Annotated in this window: 16 protein-coding genes; 7 read left to right on the top strand and 9 right to left on the bottom strand. The window is 39.5% G+C overall.

Annotated features, from left to right (window positions below):
• Positions 1-3 precede the first annotated feature (3 nt).
• Positions 4-624: an L-threonylcarbamoyladenylate synthase gene (locus tag GSF09_RS03010; RefSeq protein WP_159799453.1), complete on the top strand. Its 621-nt coding sequence runs from the start codon at positions 4-6 to the stop codon at positions 622-624.
• A gap of 183 nt (positions 625-807) precedes the next feature.
• Here the strand turns inward: GSF09_RS03010 and GSF09_RS03005 are convergent, their stop codons facing one another.
• The 3 genes from GSF09_RS03005 to uvrA all read right to left on the bottom strand — a co-directional run bounded on the left by GSF09_RS03005 (position 808) and on the right by uvrA (position 7,393).
• Positions 808-3,003: a DPP IV N-terminal domain-containing protein gene (locus GSF09_RS03005; RefSeq protein WP_159799452.1), complete on the bottom strand. Its 2,196-nt coding sequence runs from the start codon at positions 3,001-3,003 to the stop codon at positions 808-810.
• Between the two features lie 131 nt (positions 3,004-3,134).
• The gene (lpdA, locus tag GSF09_RS03000; protein ID WP_159799451.1) at positions 3,135-4,523 is read right to left on the bottom strand and encodes a dihydrolipoyl dehydrogenase; all 1,389 of its coding nucleotides are present in this window, start codon (positions 4,521-4,523) and stop codon (positions 3,135-3,137) included.
• Positions 4,524-4,603: 80 nt separating this feature from the next.
• Positions 4,604-7,393 (bottom strand): excinuclease ABC subunit UvrA, encoded by a 2,790-nt coding sequence (gene uvrA / locus GSF09_RS02995; protein ID WP_159799450.1) that lies wholly within the window; start codon positions 7,391-7,393, stop codon positions 4,604-4,606.
• 383 nt (positions 7,394-7,776) lie between these two features.
• Between uvrA and GSF09_RS02990 the strand changes: the two genes are divergently transcribed.
• Together GSF09_RS02990 and GSF09_RS13745 are read left to right on the top strand one after the other, a co-directional pair.
• The gene (locus tag GSF09_RS02990; RefSeq protein WP_159799449.1) at positions 7,777-8,361 is read left to right on the top strand and encodes an RNA polymerase sigma factor; all 585 of its coding nucleotides are present in this window, start codon (positions 7,777-7,779) and stop codon (positions 8,359-8,361) included.
• Positions 8,362-8,411: 50 nt separating this feature from the next.
• A complete protein-coding gene (locus GSF09_RS13745; RefSeq protein ID WP_201309324.1) occupies positions 8,412-8,555 on the top strand; it encodes a hypothetical protein in 144 nt (47 codons plus the stop codon).
• 16 nt (positions 8,556-8,571) lie between these two features.
• Here GSF09_RS13745 and nth read toward each other — a convergent pair whose 3' ends face one another.
• Positions 8,572-9,234 (bottom strand): endonuclease III, encoded by a 663-nt coding sequence (nth, locus tag GSF09_RS02985; protein WP_159799448.1) that lies wholly within the window; start codon positions 9,232-9,234, stop codon positions 8,572-8,574.
• 34 nt (positions 9,235-9,268) lie between these two features.
• Here nth and bcp point away from each other — a divergent pair, with 34 nt between their 5' ends.
• Positions 9,269-9,721, top strand: coding sequence for a thioredoxin-dependent thiol peroxidase (bcp, locus tag GSF09_RS02980; RefSeq protein WP_159799447.1), 453 nt, complete (start codon positions 9,269-9,271; stop codon positions 9,719-9,721).
• A 29-nt stretch (positions 9,722-9,750) separates the two neighbouring features.
• Here the strand turns inward: bcp and GSF09_RS02975 are convergent, their stop codons facing one another.
• Positions 9,751-11,220 (bottom strand): TonB-dependent receptor, encoded by a 1,470-nt coding sequence (locus GSF09_RS02975; RefSeq protein WP_159799446.1) that lies wholly within the window; start codon positions 11,218-11,220, stop codon positions 9,751-9,753.
• A gap of 82 nt (positions 11,221-11,302) precedes the next feature.
• Here GSF09_RS02975 and GSF09_RS02970 point away from each other — a divergent pair, with 82 nt between their 5' ends.
• The 3 genes from GSF09_RS02970 to GSF09_RS02960 are packed head-to-tail and all read left to right on the top strand — an operon-like array spanning position 11,303 to position 13,106.
• On the top strand, positions 11,303-12,073 hold the full coding sequence (locus tag GSF09_RS02970) for an MBL fold metallo-hydrolase (RefSeq protein WP_159799445.1): 771 nt from the start codon (positions 11,303-11,305) through the stop codon (positions 12,071-12,073).
• 2 nt (positions 12,074-12,075) lie between these two features.
• Positions 12,076-12,582 carry a hydrolase gene (locus tag GSF09_RS02965; RefSeq protein ID WP_159799444.1) on the top strand — a complete coding sequence of 169 codons (507 nt, stop codon included), beginning with the start codon at positions 12,076-12,078 and terminating at the stop codon, positions 12,580-12,582.
• 35 nt (positions 12,583-12,617) lie between these two features.
• Positions 12,618-13,106, top strand: coding sequence for a hypothetical protein (locus GSF09_RS02960; RefSeq protein ID WP_159799443.1), 489 nt, complete (start codon positions 12,618-12,620; stop codon positions 13,104-13,106).
• Position 13,107: 1 nt separating this feature from the next.
• Here the strand turns inward: GSF09_RS02960 and GSF09_RS02955 are convergent, their stop codons facing one another.
• The 4 genes from GSF09_RS02955 to GSF09_RS02940 are packed head-to-tail and all read right to left on the bottom strand — an operon-like array spanning position 13,108 to position 17,274.
• Positions 13,108-13,758, bottom strand: coding sequence for an alpha/beta hydrolase (locus tag GSF09_RS02955; RefSeq protein ID WP_159799442.1), 651 nt, complete (start codon positions 13,756-13,758; stop codon positions 13,108-13,110).
• A gap of 2 nt (positions 13,759-13,760) precedes the next feature.
• Complete coding sequence (locus GSF09_RS02950; RefSeq protein WP_159799441.1) at positions 13,761-14,090, bottom strand: DUF4870 domain-containing protein; 330 nt, start codon at positions 14,088-14,090, stop codon at positions 13,761-13,763.
• Positions 14,090-15,349 (bottom strand): dihydroorotase family protein, encoded by a 1,260-nt coding sequence (locus GSF09_RS02945; RefSeq protein WP_159799440.1) that lies wholly within the window; start codon positions 15,347-15,349, stop codon positions 14,090-14,092. Before GSF09_RS02945 ends, GSF09_RS02950 begins: the two co-directional genes overlap by 1 nt.
• A complete protein-coding gene (locus tag GSF09_RS02940) occupies positions 15,346-17,274 on the bottom strand; it encodes a BatA and WFA domain-containing protein (RefSeq protein ID WP_159799439.1) in 1,929 nt (642 codons plus the stop codon). The genes GSF09_RS02945 and GSF09_RS02940 overlap by 4 nt, the downstream gene beginning before the upstream one ends.
• Between the last annotated feature and the right edge of the window lie 9 nt (positions 17,275-17,283).

Genomic DNA, 17,283 nt, shown 5'->3' with positions numbered 1-17,283 from the left:
ATCATGGCACAGTTCATTAAAATATATCCTGAGAACCCGAATGAAAGAGAAGTAGCCAAAGTGATTAAAATACTGAGGGACGGTGGTATTATCATATATCCTACCGATACTGTTTATGGCTTGGGCTGCGATATAACTAATACCAAAGCGCTGGAACGTATTGCAAAGTTAAAGGGTATTAAACTGGATAAGGCTAATTTTTCGTTTGTATGCCATGACCTCAGCAACTTATCAGACTATGTTAAGCAGATAGATACAAGTACGTTTAAAATTTTAAAACGCTCACTGCCGGGGCCATACACCTTTATACTTCCCGGTAACAATAACCTGCCTAAGGAGTTTAAGAAAAAAAACACGGTAGGTATCCGTATTCCTGACAATAACATTGCGTTGGAAATTGTAAAACAGCTTGGTAATCCTATAGTATCTACATCCATACATGATGATGATGAAATACTGGAATATTCAACCGACCCGGAACTTATATTTGAAAAATGGCAAAACCTTGTAGATGCTGTTATTGATGGCGGGTATGGTGATAATACCGCTTCCACGGTAATAGACCTTTCGGGTGATGAGCCCATAGTGGTTAGGGAAGGTAAGGGCGATCCTGATATTTTTTAATAATCATATTATATACAAATATAAAATATAAAGGAGGCCAATGGCCTCCTTTACTTCTATCAAAAACCCCAATTTTGATAAGAAAATTGATTTTACCTGCTTTTTAAAGCTATTACAAAGTAAAGCTATAGGTAAACTGCAAACAATACCCATTAATGGGTATTTTTCATGTAGCAGCTATAATTATTTTTTGAGGTGAGTATCAAAATAATCAGCAATTTTCTCATTCAGGTGAAACCTGTCCTTGCCCCGCACATTGTGCTCATGGGTAGGATATAAAAAATAATCTACCTGTTTCCCGGCTTCAATGCAAGCCTGGATAAATTCCATACTGTGCTGCTGCACAACTACATTATCCTGGGCTCCATGTATCATTAGCAGCCTGCCCTGTAACTGCCCGGCTTTATTTACAACATTTGTTTTATCATATCCTTCAGGGTTTTCCTGTGGCATATCCATATAGCGTTCACCATACATCACTTCATAATATTTCCAGTCGCACACAGGGCCGCCCGCAACACCCACTTTAAAAATGTCGGCATGGTTAAGCATAAGCGATGTAGTCATAAAACCTCCAAAACTCCAGCCATACACGCCTATTTTATCCTGGTTTACAAAAGGTTTGCTTTTTAAAAACTCTATACCCTTCATCTGGTCGGCCATTTCATTTTGGCCCAGTTGCCTGTGTATTACGTGTTCAAAATCGCGGCCGCGCGCATCACTTCCCCTGTTGTCCAGCGTAAATACCACATAGCCTTGCTGTGCCATATAATAATCAAATAATGATGCCCCGCCAAGCCAGTCATTGCTTACAAGCTGGGCATGGGGCCCGCCATATACATACAGCATTACAGGATATTTTTTGGCAGCATCAAAACCGGCAGGATAAATAAGCCTTCCATTCAAAGGTGTTTTTCCGTCAGCCGCTGTTACGGTAACAAGCTCCATTTTTGGTAAATCTATAACCCCTGCATACGGGTCGGCAGCTTTGAACAGGGTGGTAGTTTTGTTATTTTTTAAATTAATGATGCTCACATCATTTGGTGTTGAAACATTGCTGAAGCTATCCAATGCCCAATCACCATCCTGGCTTACCAAAACACTGTGTGTACCTGCACCTGTGGTTACCTGTGTTGTTTTACCTGATTTTAAATTAACTTTATATAACTGCCTTTCAAGCCCGTTATTGGCAGTGCCCAAATAAAATATATCTTTGGCTTTTTCATCAAAATCAAAAAGGTTTATTACAACCACATCTTTATAGCAAAGCTTTTTAAGCAGTTCGCCATCTGTGTTATACAGGTAAAGCTGCTCATAGCCATCTTTTTCAGTACGGTATAAAAACTGGTTATTATTGCCGGGCACAAAAGTAAGGTTATGAAGCGGCTCTACATAAGTAGCGGCTTTTTCTTCAAATAATGTTTTTATAAAATTACCGCTTTCAGCATCATATTTATTAAGCTTAAGGTGGTTCTGTTCGCGGTTAAGCACACCCACAAATATATTTTTACCATCGGGAGACCATGTAACAGTTGTAAGAAACTGCTCTTTAGGGCCTTCAGTTTTTAATGTTGTTTTATTACCCGAAGCTACATCATAAACCACAAGTGTTACTTCCTCGCTTTTCATGCCTGCCATAGGGTATTTAACATCCTTAGCCTGCGCTATACGTTCAGCCCACTGTACCAGCGGATAATCGGCAACCATAGTTTCGTCTTTGCGGTAGTATAACAGTTTATTGCTGTCCGGGCTCCACCACATTCCTTTATTTATCCCAAATTCCTGGCGGTGTACATAGTCGCTACCGTTAACTATGCCCTTATCAGTATCATTAGTAACATTAATATTTTTACCGCTTAGGGTAGTAATAACAATATTGTTTTCATTAAGCCACGCAACGCTGTTACCATTTGGCGATAAATCCTGTTGTGTACCTTCTGGGTTTAAGGCAAAAGCTTTTGTAATTTTTTTTTGTTCTACATCAAACAGTACCTTATACGCATTATTTTTACCTGACACATCAAAAAGTATAGTGTTATCGTCTTTCCATGTATATGCGTAGGGAAAAATCCTTAACATAAATTCATCAGAGGGGAATTTTTCTTTTAGTGCAGAAGCTATTTCATCTTTAGAAAGCAATACCGACTTTTTCCATTGGTACTGGCCTTTTAATTCTACAAGATTTGAATAGGTTTCATCCAGGTGGGTTAATGATTGCGCTCCGGGCCTCCATAAAGGTGAAACAAGGCTTTGAGGAGCAAATGCCTGGTACTGGCCATAAGTTGCTTCCTGTATAGTTAGGTTTCTCTTCCTTGATTTTCCCGGCTGGGCATACAAGGCTATTCCTGAAAGCAGGAACAGTAACAATAATTTTTTCATTGAATTTAGTTATTTGTTGTGTGCTAATTTAATAAAACTGTACATGTATTAGTAACCGTTATTGTTATTTGGTTACAAAAAATCCGCCCTTTAACAGGAGCGGATTTTACTGTATTAATTTCTATAATTTATTACAGGTGTATTACCTCGCCGTAAGCATCGGCTACAGCTTCCATAACCGCTTCACTCATAGTAGGGTGCGGGTGAACGGCTTTAAGTATTTCATGTCCTGTAGTTTCCAGTTTTCGTGCCACTACAGCTTCGGCAATCATATCGGTTACGCCGGCACCAATCATGTGGCAGCCAAGCCATTCACCATATTTTGCATCAAATATAACCTTTACAAAACCATCGGGTGTGCCTGCTGCTTTTGCTTTACCTGAAGCCGTAAAAGGAAACTTACCGACTTTAAGTTCATAGCCTTTTTCCTTAGCCTGCTTTTCTGTAAGCCCAACGGAAGCAATTTCCGGTGTTGCATAAGTACATCCGGGAATATTGCCATAATCAAGGGGTTCTACATGAAGCCCTGCAATTTTTTCAACACAAAGTATTCCTTCTGCCGAAGCTACGTGTGCCAAAGCCTGTCCCGGCACAACATCGCCAATTGCATAATAACCACGGATGTTCGTCTGGTAATAGGGGTTAACAAGTATTTTATCCCTGTCGGTAGCAATACCTACTTCCTCAAGACCTATATTTTCTATATTTGATTTTATACCAACTGCTGAAAGTACAATGTCCGCTTCAAGTACTTCTTCACCTTTAGCGGTTTTAACAGTAGCTTTTACACCATTGCCTGAAGTATCGACTTTTTCAACAGATGAGTTAGTCATTATTTTTATACCAGCTTTTTTAAGCGAACGCTCAAATTGTTTTGATATGTCCTCATCTTCTACAGGAACAATGTTTGGCATAAATTCTACTATGGTAACATCTGTACCCATTGAGTTGTAAAAATGCGCAAACTCAACCCCTATTGCTCCCGAGCCTACTACTATCATAGATTTTGGCTGTTCTGCCAAAGTCATTGCCTGGCGGTAACCAATTACCTTTTTACCATCCTGTGGCAGGTTTGGCAACTCTCTTGAGCGTGCACCTGTTGCAATAATAATATGGTCGGCACTTATTTCACTGGTTTTTCCATCCTTATCGGTTACTTCCACTTTTTTACCGGGTTTTACTTTACCGGCGCCATCTATAACCTCTATTTTATTTTTTTTCATCAGGAACTGTACACCTTTGCTCATGCCATCGGCAACGCTGCGGCTACGCGCAATTACAGCCCCAAAATCTTTATCAAATTCTTTTACGGTAAGCCCGTAATCAGATGCATGTTTCAGGTAGTCAAAAACCTGTGCGCTTTTTAATAAGGCTTTTGTGGGTATGCAGCCCCAGTTAAGGCAAATTCCACCAAGGTTTTCTTTTTCAACTATGGCTACTTTAAAGCCTAACTGCGATGCCCTGATTGCTGTTACATAACCACCCGGGCCGCTCCCTAAAACAATAATATCGTATTTCATCAGTAAAAAATAATTTGCTGTTAAATTGTGCGTACGAAAATAGTCAATTATTTGTTTACATGAAAATGTATTATTTACTGCTATAACTTATCCCTAAGATATTCCCCCGTAACTGATTTTGGGTTTTTGGCCACTTCCTCAGGAGTGCCAAAGGCAACAAGGTGCCCGCCGTTTTCACCACCTTCAGGGCCAATGTCTATAATATAGTCGGCACATTTAATAAGGTCAAGGTTGTGTTCAATTACTATTATGGAGTGCCCTTTGTCTAAAAGTGCGTCAAAAGAGGCCAATAGTTTTTTAATATCATGAAAATGCAGCCCTGTGGTAGGCTCATCAAATACAAAAAGTGCCTTTTCTTTGGTAGCGCCCTTTACAAGGAATGAAGCCAGCTTAATACGTTGTGCTTCGCCGCCCGAAAGGGTAGAGGAACTTTGCCCCAATTGTACATACCCCAGCCCCACGTCCTGTAATGGCTGTAACTTCTGGATTATTTTTGCCTGTTTGTGCTCTCCAAAAAAGGCTACGGCTTCATCAATGGTCATGGTGAGCACATCATCAATATTTTTACCCTCAAAAGTTACTTCCAGTATTTCCTTTTTAAAGCGCTTGCCATTGCAGGTTTCGCATTCAAGGTGCACATCGGCCATAAACTGCATTTCTATGGTTACTTCGCCTTCGCCTTTACAGGTTTCGCAGCGCCCGCCGTCAACATTAAAAGAAAAATGCTTGGGCTGGTAACCTCTTATTTTTGACAGTTTTTGTTTAGAGAATAAATCACGTATGTCATCATACGCCTTAATGTATGTTACCGGATTAGAGCGTGAGCTTCGCCCTATAGGGTTTTGGTCAACGTACTCAATATGTTTTATATGGCTGTAGCTGCCCCGCAGTTCGGTAAACTGCCCTGCCTTTTCACCTACGCCTTCCAGTTGCTTTTGTATAGCGGGGAAAAGTATTTTTTTAACCAGCGTACTTTTACCGCTTCCGGAAACGCCTGTTATAACTGTAAGGCAGTCCAGTGGGAAAGTAACATCTATATTTTTCAGGTTATTTTCGCGCGCACCAATAACATCTATATGATGTTTAAACTTCCTGCGTTTTTTAGGCACAGCTATTTCAAGATCCCCGTTAAGGTATTTAGCCGTAAGCGATTCTGATTGTAAAATTTCGTTATAGGTGCCCTGTGCCACAAGCTGCCCTCCAAAGGTACCGGCCTCGGGGCCAATATCAATAATCATATCTGCGGCTTTCATTATATCCTCATCATGTTCCACCACTATAACAGTGTTGCCCAATGCACGCAATCCTTCCAGTACGTTAATAAGCCTTTCGGTATCTTTAGGGTGAAGCCCAATACTGGGCTCATCTAATATGTACATAGAACCTACCAGGCTGCTGCCTAATGAGGTAGCAAGGTTAATCCTTTGGCTTTCTCCGCCTGATAGCGTTGCAGAACGCCTGTTGAGGGTTAAATAACTTAGCCCCACTTCCTGTAAAAAGCGGAGGCGGTTATTTATCTCCACTAAAAGCCGTTTAGCCACTTTTTCCTCGTATTCAGAAAGCTGCAGCCCGCTGAAAAATTCTGCAAGGTTTTTAATGGGCATATCCACAAGGTCGCTTATGGTATGGTTGCCTACCTGGATATAATTGGCTTCCGGCCTTAAGCGTTTTCCCTTGCATGCCGGACATTTGGTTTTGCCCCTGTAACGGGAAAGCATAACCCTGTTTTGTATTTTATAGTTTTTTTCCTCCAGTTCGGCAAAAAAGTCATTAAGGCCTGTAAAATAGCGGTTGCCATTCCAAATTAGCTGCCTGTCTTTTTCGCTTAGCTGATAATAAGGCTTGTGTACAGGGAAGTCAAATTTATGCCCATTATTAACCAACTGGTCGCGGTACCAACTCATGCTTTCACCACGCCATGGGAAAATGGCATTTTCATAAACCGATAAAGCGGTATTGGGTACTACAAGCTCTTCGTCTATACCTATTATGCTGCCGTAGCCTTCACACACTGGGCAGGCACCATACGGGTTATTAAAACTGAAAAGGTGCACGTTAGGCTCAAGAAACACCATGCCGTCCAACTCAAAGTTATTACTGAAAGGCAACCGGTTTCCGGTGCTTACATCCTGGAGGAATGCTTCCCCCTTTCCTTCATAAAAAGCAGTTTGCACTGCATCGGCAAGCCTGTTGTAAAACTCTTCTTCGTGTTTTACTACAATCCTGTCAACTACAAGTAATACTTCCTTATTGGTAAAATCTGTATCGGCAAGATCATCAAGCCTAAGTGTTTCATTATCTACCAGTATACGGGCAAAACCCTGTTGCAGCAATACGCCAAGCTTTTCTTCTATGCTGCGGCCTTTTTCAGTATGGATAGGGGCAAGGAGGAGCCAGCGGCTGTTTTCCTCAAAACCCTTTACTTCGTTTATAACATCAGTTACAGTGTGCTTTTTTACTTCCCGACCCGAAACAGGCGAGTAAGTGCGCCCAACACGTGCAAATAGTAATTTCAGGTAATCGTAAATTTCGGTACTTGTGCCCACTGTACTGCGGGCGTTGGTTGTGTTTACTTTCTGCTCTATGGCAATAGCGGGAGCTATGCCTTTAATATATTCTACTTTAGGCTTGTCCAGCCTGCCTAAAAACTGCCGGGCATAACTGCTAAGGCTTTCCACATACCGGCGCTGGCCTTCAGCATAGAGTGTATCGAAAGCAAGGCTTGACTTACCTGAACCCGAAAGCCCTGTAACTACTACCAGTTTATTGCGCGGAATGGCTACATCTATATTTTTGAGGTTGTGCAGTTGTGCACCTTTTATAAGTATATTTTTCTTGGGTTCTAAAGTAGAGAAATCAGTCTTTATCATGGCAAAAATTGAATAAGCAAAGATACGGTTTTACAGGGAAATTTTTGTTAAGGGATTGAAAAGGGATTTGTTATATTCATTAATATTAAAATCTTTAAAGACATCAAAAGTTTAGCACTTGAGTTAAGTATAAAGACATTAGCCTTGCTAATTTAATTTTCTTCATTAAAAAGAATGAAATGCCTTATAAAATGAATTGTTTTATTACATATTGTGCTGATAATGTTAAATTTTGAATTGTTTCTTGTTTTTTAAAATTTATTTATGTTATATTTGGCATAGTATTAATTTAAAATTAACATAGCCTATACAAAAAAATACTTTTTAGAAGCCGCAAGGCAAAACATCAATTTCAAAATCAAAAAACGCTAAAAAGTAGTTCTATGGCTAATGTTGTAATCCCCGACGCTGTTCTGGTTAAAAACTATATAGGCGGAGACGAAAACGCTCTTGCCGCATTAATCAGGAGGCACCAATCCAAAATTTATGGTTTTATTTACTCTAAGGTAACCGACAGGGATATTGCTGACGATATCTTTCAGGATACTTTTATTAAAGTAATCAGGACTTTAAAATCAAATTCGTATAATGAGGAAGGCAAATTCCTGCCGTGGGTTATGCGCATTGCGCACAATCTTATTGTTGACCATTTCAGGAAAAACAAAAAAATGCCGATGTACCGTGAAACAGAGGAATTTTCCATCTTTTCGATAATGAGCGATAACAGCCCCAATATTGAAAGCAGGATTATTACCGAACAGGTTGAAAATGACCTTCAAAGGCTTATTGAGGAACTTCCTGATGACCAGAAGGAAGTATTGCAGATGCGCATATACCAAGACCTTAGTTTTAAGGAAATAGCCGACTTAACAGGCGTTAGCATTAATACTGCGCTGGGCAGGATGAGGTATGCACTTATGAACCTAAGAAAGGTTATTGAAAAAAATAAAATTATTTTAACCAATTAAACAATATTGAAAAGTTGCTTTGCGTTATATAGAAAACAAACAAATTCTATATGGCAAAAATTTACTCTAAAAAGAAATTGGCAGCTCCAAAAATGTTACCTAAAAAAGAAACAATAAATTTTTTGCTTAGCTTTTCCAAAGCATTAAGAATAGTTAAAACAGGTAACGGCACTTTTGAGAATATAGCTAATTAAGAAAAAACCTCCCGTTTTATTTGCGGGAGGTTTTTTTATAATATTCATCCAGCACCGATTTTCGGCCTATTGTTCTTGTAATAATATCTTTGTCCAGGCTCCATCCCCGCGCGGGTGAGTATTGCCTTCCATACCATATTATTTGCAGGTGCAGGTCATTCCATAATTCCTCGGGAAAAAGTTTTTTTGCATCTTTTTCTGTCTGTACAACATTTTTTCCATTGCTCAGTCCCCATCTGTACATTAGCCGGTGTATGTGTGTGTCCACAGGAAAAGCAGGCACGCCAAAAGCCTGGCTCATAACCACACTGGCGGTTTTGTGGCCCACACCGGGTAACGCTTCCAGGTCTTCAAAATTATCAGGAACCTGCCCGTTATGCTTTTCAAGTAATATTTCTGATAACCTGTGTATAGCTTTAGCTTTGGCAGGGGAAAGCCCAACGGGTTTTATTATTTCCCTTATTTCATCTACATCCAGTTTTACCATTTGCCTGGGGTTATCGGCACGCTCAAAAAGCAGTGGGGTTATCTGGTTTACACGCACATCCGTGCTTTGGGCAGACATTAAAACGGCAATCAATAAAGTGTAAGGGTCCTTATGGTCTAAAGGTATGGGTATGGTTGGGTATATCTTTTTTAGCGTATCTATAACAAATTGCGCCTTTTCAGCCTTGGTCATTTTTTGTAATTTTATACAAACAAATATAACAGTTATGACAACATTAAAAAAAGGTGATAAAGTTCCTGACTTTTCAGGTATAGATCAGGATGGTAAAGCGCATAAGCTTAGTGATTACCAAGGCAAAAAGGTAGTGGTTTTCTTTTATCCTAAAGCAAATACACCGGGCTGTACTACAGAAGCCTGTGATTTAAGGGATAATTTTGAACGGTTTAAAGCCAACAATTATGAGTTATTAGGAGTAAGCGCTGATGACCAAAAGGCCCAGGGTAAATTTAGGGATAAATATAATTTTCCTTTTCCACTTATAGCAGATGAGAATAAGGAAATGATACATGCATTTGGTGTTTGGGGTCCCAAAAAGTTTATGGGTAGGGAATTTGACGGCATACACCGCACAACTTTTATTATTGATGAAAATGGTATTATTGAGGAGATTATAGATAAAGTAAAAACCAAAGAACATTCCAGCCAGATACTTAAGTGATTAAAAAAAGCCCTTGTAAAGGGCTTTTTTTAATTTTGTTCGGCAAGAAGCTTTTTCGGGTCGTAACCAAAAAGATGGTTCTTTTTAATAATATCTGCAACGCCGGGTGGCAGCATACCTTCCCATCCTGTCTGGCCTTTGCTTATCATTTTTAAAACTTCCCTTGAAAATATATCCAGGTGGTCTTCCTTTACTTCAGGTATGTCAATAACCTTACCGTTAAATTTAAAAAATTTGTATAGTTCCTTCATCCGGGGGTGTACCTTAAGGTTTTCAGAATTAATGATTTCTCCCTCTTCATCCTTCATTGGGTAAAGAAATACCTTTAAATCCCTGTAAAACAGTTTGCCAAAAGCTTCCAGTATGCCCCCGCTTAAATGGCGGTAATATTTTTCATCAAATATGTCCACAAGGTTATTTACACCCATTGCCAGCCCCATACGGGCTTTGGTATAGCTTGAAAAATACTCTACCACACGGTAATATTCCTGGAAATTGGAAATCATTACATTTTGCCCGAGTGAGCAAAGTAATTCTGCCCTGTCCATAAAATCACGCTCGTCAATTTCGCCTTCAGACCTCAGGTTGGATAATGTAATTTCAAAAACCACAAGGGCTTTGTCCTTATCAACCTTATTTTCTTCAAGAAACATCCTGTATGATTTCTCATACATATCCATATTTACCTTAGTAACCGGGCGGAAACTACCCCGCAAGGCAAGTATATTTTTTTTGTACAGTACTGCTGCGGGCAGTACATTTTTACCTTCAGGGTTAAACATAACCGCATCTGTCATACCGTTTTTAACCAATTGAAGGCTCATAAGCCTGTTGTCAACATCTGCAAAGCGTGGCCCCGAAAAGTTAATAGTATCTATTTCAAGCTGGTCTTTATCCAAGTGGTCATACAGGTAGCGTAAAAGCTTTTTAGGGTCGTTATATTTATAAAATGCGCCATATATAAGGTTGACACCCAGTATTCCTAATGTTTCCTGCTGCAGGCGCGCATCGTTCTCCTTAAAGCGTATGTGCAGTATTATTTCATTATAATCTTCATCCGGCTCAACCTGGTATTTAATGCCTACCCAGCCATGCCCTTTAAACTGCTTGGCAAAATCTATGGTGGCAACGGTATTGGCATAACTAAAAAATACTTTATTAGGGTGTTTATCCCTTTTAAGGCGGCTTTCAATAATTTTCACTTCATGAGTAAGCATTTTTTTCAGTCTGCTTTCGGTAACATAACGTCCGTCATCCTCAACACCGTAAATAGCATCGCTAAAATCCTTATCATAAGCTGACATTGCCTTTGCGATAGTACCGGAAGAACCGCCTGCCCTGAAAAAATGGCGCACGGTTTCCTGGCCCGCACCTATTTCGGAAAAAGTGCCGTAAATATTTTCATTAAGATTTATACGGAGGGTTTTATCTTTAATAGAGGGTACGTGCTCAATTATTTTATCGCCTTTTAGCGTAATGTCATTTTCAGTTAGTTTCATAGCCGGAAGTGATATATCGCAAAGTTAGCAAATACCGCAGTTTAATAAAACAAATAATGTTATTTTTGTAAAAAAATAACCTGTGGTTAAAGTATGGTTTTTAGGTACCGGCACCTCGCAGGGCATCCCTGTAATTGGCAGCAGCCACCCTGTTTGCCATAGTAACAATCCTAAGGATAAACGCCTTCGGGTTTCGGTATGGCTGCAGTGGGATGAATATTCGTATGTTATTGACTGCGGGCCCGATTTCAGGCAGCAGATGCTTACCTGCAACTGCCAGAAGCTTGACGGTATACTTTTTACCCATGAACATGCCGACCATACAGCAGGGCTGGATGATATAAGGCCGTTTTTTTTCAGGCAGGGCGATATTCCTGTTTATGGACACAAGCGTGTACTGCAAATCCTTAAAAAACGTTTTGACTATATATTTGAAAAGGAAAACAAATACCCCGGCGCGCCATCTGTGGAAACTATTGAGGTAATAAAAGACAAACCATTTGTGCTGGGTGGAAAAACTATTGTACCTATACTTGCCATGCATGGCAATATTGAAATTTTCGGTTACAGGGTTGGCGATAGTTTTGCTTACCTAACCGATGTAAAAACCATTGCAGCAGACGAAAAACATAAGCTGAAAGGTGTAAAGGTTTTAGTAGTAAGTGCATTAAGGGAAGAACCGCACCACACACACTTTAACCTTGAGGAAGCACTTGATTTTATAAAAGAGATTAAGCCCGAAACGGCTTATTTAACCCACATCAGCCACCTGATGGGCTTTCATGACCAGGTGCAGGAAAAGCTGCCGGACAATGTATTTTTAGCTTTTGACAACTTACAAATAACCATATAAACATGAAAAAGAATATATTTTTATACCTTTTTATTTTTTCACTGCTTATTAATGTATTCATGTATATGTATTTAAGCAAAAGCCAGCAGCATGAAATGCAGCGTGCGGAAAGCCTTTCAGATAGGGTAGCCGTACTTAAAGACAGCCTGAAAGCTGAAAAGGACAGAGTAACCGAGGCAGATTATTTCTCCCTGCAAAACAATTCTAATGCTATTGAATACTTTAATGGGCAGGACATTAACCGCATAGCCATAAAGGTGCGTGATGGTATTTATGCCTTAAATAAAAGTGATACGGGTAATACTTTAATCCAGTATCCGCCGATTGACAGCAGGCCGTTTTTAATAAACAAAATTAAAGTACTGAACAACCGCTGGGTTATTGCCGATTTTTCCAATGGGCAGGCGTGGGGTGAAGTGCTGATTAAGTATTTTATTGATAATGAAGGTAATGTATCCTTTGAAACGGCAGAAACTTTATTACATTCCAACACCTTAGTTCCAAATTAATTTTTTGTACTTTTAGTACCCCTTAATTTTACGTAATGAAAAAGCTTATTTTCATGGCGCTGGTGCTGCCGGCATTAATTTCGTGTGACTTTGTTTTAAAAGACCGTGATGATGATGCAGTAAAGGTAAAAACAGGCAATAAAGTTATACTTGGTACAGATAAGGATGCCAATGGCTGTGTAACTTCTGCAGGTTATAAGTGGTCGGAATTAAGGGGAGAGTGCATACGCCCGTTTGACGAAGGCTACAGGCTTAACACGGCCGATGACCTTAAGGAAGAAGGCATGGAACTGAGTGCCTTTGTAATATTTGAAAAAGAAGGGAATAAAGCAGAGCTTTTCCTGCCCAATACTACAAAAACAATTATACTTACCCAGGAGGGCAAAGATGCACCTTATACAGCCGGAGAATGGAAGCTGCAACCGGGCAGCGGGTATATATTAACCCAAAACGGTAAAGTTATGTATGCCGGGGCAGCCATAGAGGAGGAGCGCGTTGTTGGCGATGATTCTATAGAAAATTAACCTATTTGGTTTTTTCCAGCCAGCTTAATAAATCATAAAAATTTTGAGGGGCTACACCATGTCCTGCAGGGTATTCATGATATTCTGCCTTAATACCTAAATTTTTAAGGAATTCAGGGGCTCTACGCGCCCATTCCACAGGAATTACCTGATCGGCCGCGCCATGTGATATAAAGTATTGCAGCCTTGTTAAATTTTCGGTATGTAAAGCCTTATTAACTATATCCATGTTAAGGTAGCCGCTTAATGCTATAACCCTTTTTATTTTTTCAGGATAGGTGAGTGATACTGCATAGCTTAATATTGCGCCCTGGCTAAAACCGATAAGTGTAATGTTATGATTATCTATAGGATATGCACTACACAGCTCATCTATAAATTTTACAATCAGGTCGCGGGATTGTACAGCCTGCTCATTATCAGAAAATTTATTCATGCCTGCATCAAAGTTAATGGCATACCATGCATTACCATAAGGCGGCAAAGCATAGGGCGCACGTGCAGATACTATGAAATAGTCATCAGGAAGCTGTCCTGCAAAAGAGAATAAATCTTCTTCATTACTGCCATACCCATGCAGCAGCAGCAAAAGCGGGTTTTTATCTTTCTTGACTTTGGGCTCTTTAACCAAGTGGTATAATGAAAGTTCCATTGCTATATATTTTTAAACCATTTTTGAAAATACTGCCCTATAAGCGGTACAACTTTCATTTCACCCTGCACTGCTCCTAAAAAGCCGAATACCCATAATACAAAGAAAAAAAGGTAAAATGCCGAGGTAGCCGCCCAACTGTTAAGATAGCCCACCAGGTAACCCAATGCAAAAAAAGTAAGGAACAGCCCCAGCGTTTGCCGGATATGAAATGAAGCGAAACTGTTTTTATGTTCGCTGTTCATAAAAATTGCTATTACAGTGCCTATAATTGTAAAATAGCTTACAATGGCGGCGGTTTTGCCTTGTTCTACAGTATTATTGTAATTCATTATTTTATGTTTACTACAAGTTTACCATTATTAAATATGCCGTATGCTTTTCCTTTTAACTGCCTGCCTAAAAACGCTGAGTTTTTAGATTTTGATATTATATGGGCTTTATCAAAGGTAAAAGCATAATCAGGGTTAAACAGTGTAAAGCAGGCAGGCTTTCCTTCTGCTATTACATGATTTTCAATACCAAAAACATTTTTCCCAGCGGTTAGTTTTTCTATAGCCAAATCTAATGGCAATATAGTACTAAGTGCCCCAATTGCACTTTCAAGCCCAATGGTGCCATCTTTGGCAAGGTCAAATTCCAGTTTTTTATTTTCAATATCAATAGGGTTGTGGTCGCTGGTAATCATATCTATGGTGCCATCCTTTATACCTTCTATAAGGGCAAGCCTTTCACTTTCCGTGCGCAGTGGCGGCATTACCTTATAGCGGGTATCAAAGCCTGTAAGTTCATCATCTGTAAGTGTAAGATTATGTATTGCTGCACTGCAGGTAACATTTAATCCTTTTGCCTTTGCCTCGCGCACCAATTGTACCGATTTGGCCGTTGATATTGTAGGTATATGCATTTTGCCGCCTGTATACTCCAAAAGGAATAAATTGCGGGCTACCTGTAGTTCCTCCGCAAGGGCAGGTATGCCTTTAAGCCCTAGTTTTGTACTTACATATCCTTCATGTACCACACCTTTGCCCTTAATTTTCTCATCTTGGCAAAAAGTTATTACCAAGCCGTTAAAGTCCTGAACGTACTGCAATGCTATCTTTACTATGTTGGCATCTGTTATTGATTTGTTGTAATCGCCAAAAGCAACTGCGCCGGCATTTTTCATGTCGAACAATTCAGCTATGTCTTTTCCCTCACTGCCTTTGGTAAGGGCACCAATAGGGTGCAGCGTTGTTGCATGATTGCCTGCACGGTTAAGTACAAAACTAATATCAGCCTGTGTATCCGCAACAGGGTAGCCGTTTGGTTGCAGTGCTACATCTGTAAATCCGCTGAGGGCGGCAGTATTAAGCCCGTTTGCTATAGTTTCCCTGTCTTCAAAACCCGGCTCACCGAAACTGACGGAGCTATCAAACCAGCCACGTGATATATGCAGGTTTTCCAGTTCAACCACCTCAAAATTTTCGCCTGCCGTAATGGTATCAGCAATTTTGGTTATTGTGCCGTTTTCAACCTGTATATCTACAGTTTTGTTATTAAACCGGCTGTGTTTATCTATAACAACCGCTTGTTTGAAAATCAGGTTCATTTTACAAATTTTTGTATAAATAATTCAATCAATAAAAATATAAGCGTGCCTATTACAAACCACTTCCACAATTCATTTGCCGTGCGTGCAGAATCAATATCATTAAATACTGTGCCCACGGACTGTACTTTGGTAAAATCATTTAAAACAGCTTTGTTGCCAAGGTTCAGGTTACTTTCTGTGCGGGCATGGTTAAAACTTATGTCTTTAAGTTTTTCTCCTTTTTTATAAATACTGTAGTTGCCTGCTGTTTCAGGATAATCGCCAAAAGATAGCTTCACCCTGTTGTTAAGTATTTGCTGCATGGGTATAAAATCTGCAGTTTCATTTTTTACCGTAAGCACTTCATCTTTAGAAAGTACTGCATCAAGCAGCAGGCTGTGGTTTTGCCCTATGGTAAATGCATTTATGCCCGTTTTGCCGCTATTTTGCGCCATGTTGAAAAATGTGGGCACAATTAGCGGTGAATTTTGAAAATTACTGTTTTGCTTATTAATGGCTCCTGCAAATATGTAGGCGTTGCCTATACCGTTGGTAACTGATGCCAGGAATGGTGTTTGGTCTGCAAAAGAAAGTACAGGCAGCCCGCTGCCGGATAGTACAAAACCTGAATTTATTTCAGGATACTGGAAATTGTCTGTACGTTTTTCAAAAACCGTTTGGTATAGCGGATGGCTAAAAGCTATTTTAGTTATCTGGCGTTTGCCTGTAGCCGCAGCAGTAAAAGCTGTACCGCCAAATTCAGATGATAGCTGGTTAAGGTTTTGGAGGCTGCTTTTTTCTGAAGGGATAATAATTATATTACCGCCTTCATTATAAAACGATTTTAATGTGGTTATAAGCGCCTGTGGTATTTCATCCAGTTCATTTAATATAATAGCATCCTGCTTTTGCAGGCTGTTATAATCAAGCGTGCGCAATGCCGTTGAAGTATAATTAAAATCATCAGCAGTATAAATACGGGAAAGGAAATTATTTTTTTCATCATTGCCAATAGCTATTACATTGGCTTTTTCAGGTTTTGATATGCTGAAATAATATGTATTATCATAAGCAAGGCTCTTATCGGTTACAGAAACATAACCATGAAAGTCCTGCTTTGGTAATGTAAATACACTTTGCTTTTTATTTTCATCAAACTTTACAAGGGTTTTTGCAGTAAGGTTATTGCCATTATATAGTGCTATTGATACATCACTATCTGTTTTACCATAGGCCTGCATGGTAACAGTAACCTCATAAAAATTGTCCAGTACCTGAGAAATATATACACTGTCAATAGCAATATTGCTTTTGTTTTCTGCTTCGGGTACTATAAAATATACCGGATTTTCCGCATTAAAGCTGCTGATATCTTTGGTATCAAGGTTTACAGCATCGGTAATAACTATGGCATCAATACTTTTTGCGTTGTTTTTTATTCCGGCCTTTGTAAGTAAAAAATCAGGGCGGAAAGCAATATCGCTGTATTGTAAATTTTGCAGTTCTTTTTGTATTGATTTTATATCGGTATCCCTGTAAACCCCTGTAGTGGTAACAAGGGTAAACTGCCTTTCATCTGGAATGTTTTCAAGTAAATCCTGCACAGCCCTTTTAAGAAGCTCGCCCTTACTTCCTTTTGCCTGCATTGAAAAAGAGTTATCCAGCAGTATTACCATTTCATTACCTGCATTTGCGCTGTCTTTGGCTTTAAAAAAAGGCTGGGCAAAAGCAAAAATTAAAAAGGCCAGCAGTAAAAGCCTCGTAATAAGCAGTAACCACTTTTTTATTTTAGAGCTTTTACGGGTTTGTATAGTTAGTTCCTTTAAAAACCTGACATTGGTAAAGTATTCTTTTTTAAAGCGGCGTAACTGAAACAAATGCACCAATATTGGTAGCACCAAAAGGAAAAGGAAGTAAAGGATTTCCGGGTGTTTAAACTGCATTCAGTTGAA

Source organism: Flavobacterium sp. MK4S-17 (genome assembly GCF_009848495.1).
GTDB lineage: Bacteria > Bacteroidota > Bacteroidia > Flavobacteriales > Flavobacteriaceae > Flavobacterium.
The sequence above is the reverse complement of the archived record's forward strand: the minus strand, read 5'-3'. Positions and strand labels throughout refer to the sequence as shown.

Coding starts and splice junctions, on each gene's coding strand:
- GSF09_RS03010 (WP_159799453.1), top strand. CDS start 4: ATGGCACAGTTCATTAAAATATATCCTGAGAACCCGAATGAAAGAGAA.
- GSF09_RS03005 (WP_159799452.1), bottom strand. CDS start 3,003: ATGAAAAAATTATTGTTACTGTTCCTGCTTTCAGGAATAGCCTTGTAT.
- lpdA (WP_159799451.1), bottom strand. CDS start 4,523: ATGAAATACGATATTATTGTTTTAGGGAGCGGCCCGGGTGGTTATGTA.
- uvrA (WP_159799450.1), bottom strand. CDS start 7,393: ATGATAAAGACTGATTTCTCTACTTTAGAACCCAAGAAAAATATACTT.
- GSF09_RS02990 (WP_159799449.1), top strand. CDS start 7,777: ATGGCTAATGTTGTAATCCCCGACGCTGTTCTGGTTAAAAACTATATA.
- GSF09_RS13745 (WP_201309324.1), top strand. CDS start 8,412: ATGGCAAAAATTTACTCTAAAAAGAAATTGGCAGCTCCAAAAATGTTA.
- nth (WP_159799448.1), bottom strand. CDS start 9,234: ATGACCAAGGCTGAAAAGGCGCAATTTGTTATAGATACGCTAAAAAAG.
- bcp (WP_159799447.1), top strand. CDS start 9,269: ATGACAACATTAAAAAAAGGTGATAAAGTTCCTGACTTTTCAGGTATA.
- GSF09_RS02975 (WP_159799446.1), bottom strand. CDS start 11,220: ATGAAACTAACTGAAAATGACATTACGCTAAAAGGCGATAAAATAATT.
- GSF09_RS02965 (WP_159799444.1), top strand. CDS start 12,076: ATGAAAAAGAATATATTTTTATACCTTTTTATTTTTTCACTGCTTATT.
- GSF09_RS02960 (WP_159799443.1), top strand. CDS start 12,618: ATGAAAAAGCTTATTTTCATGGCGCTGGTGCTGCCGGCATTAATTTCG.
- GSF09_RS02955 (WP_159799442.1), bottom strand. CDS start 13,758: ATGGAACTTTCATTATACCACTTGGTTAAAGAGCCCAAAGTCAAGAAA.
- GSF09_RS02950 (WP_159799441.1), bottom strand. CDS start 14,090: ATGAATTACAATAATACTGTAGAACAAGGCAAAACCGCCGCCATTGTA.
- GSF09_RS02945 (WP_159799440.1), bottom strand. CDS start 15,349: ATGAACCTGATTTTCAAACAAGCGGTTGTTATAGATAAACACAGCCGG.
- GSF09_RS02940 (WP_159799439.1), bottom strand. CDS start 17,274: ATGCAGTTTAAACACCCGGAAATCCTTTACTTCCTTTTCCTTTTGGTG.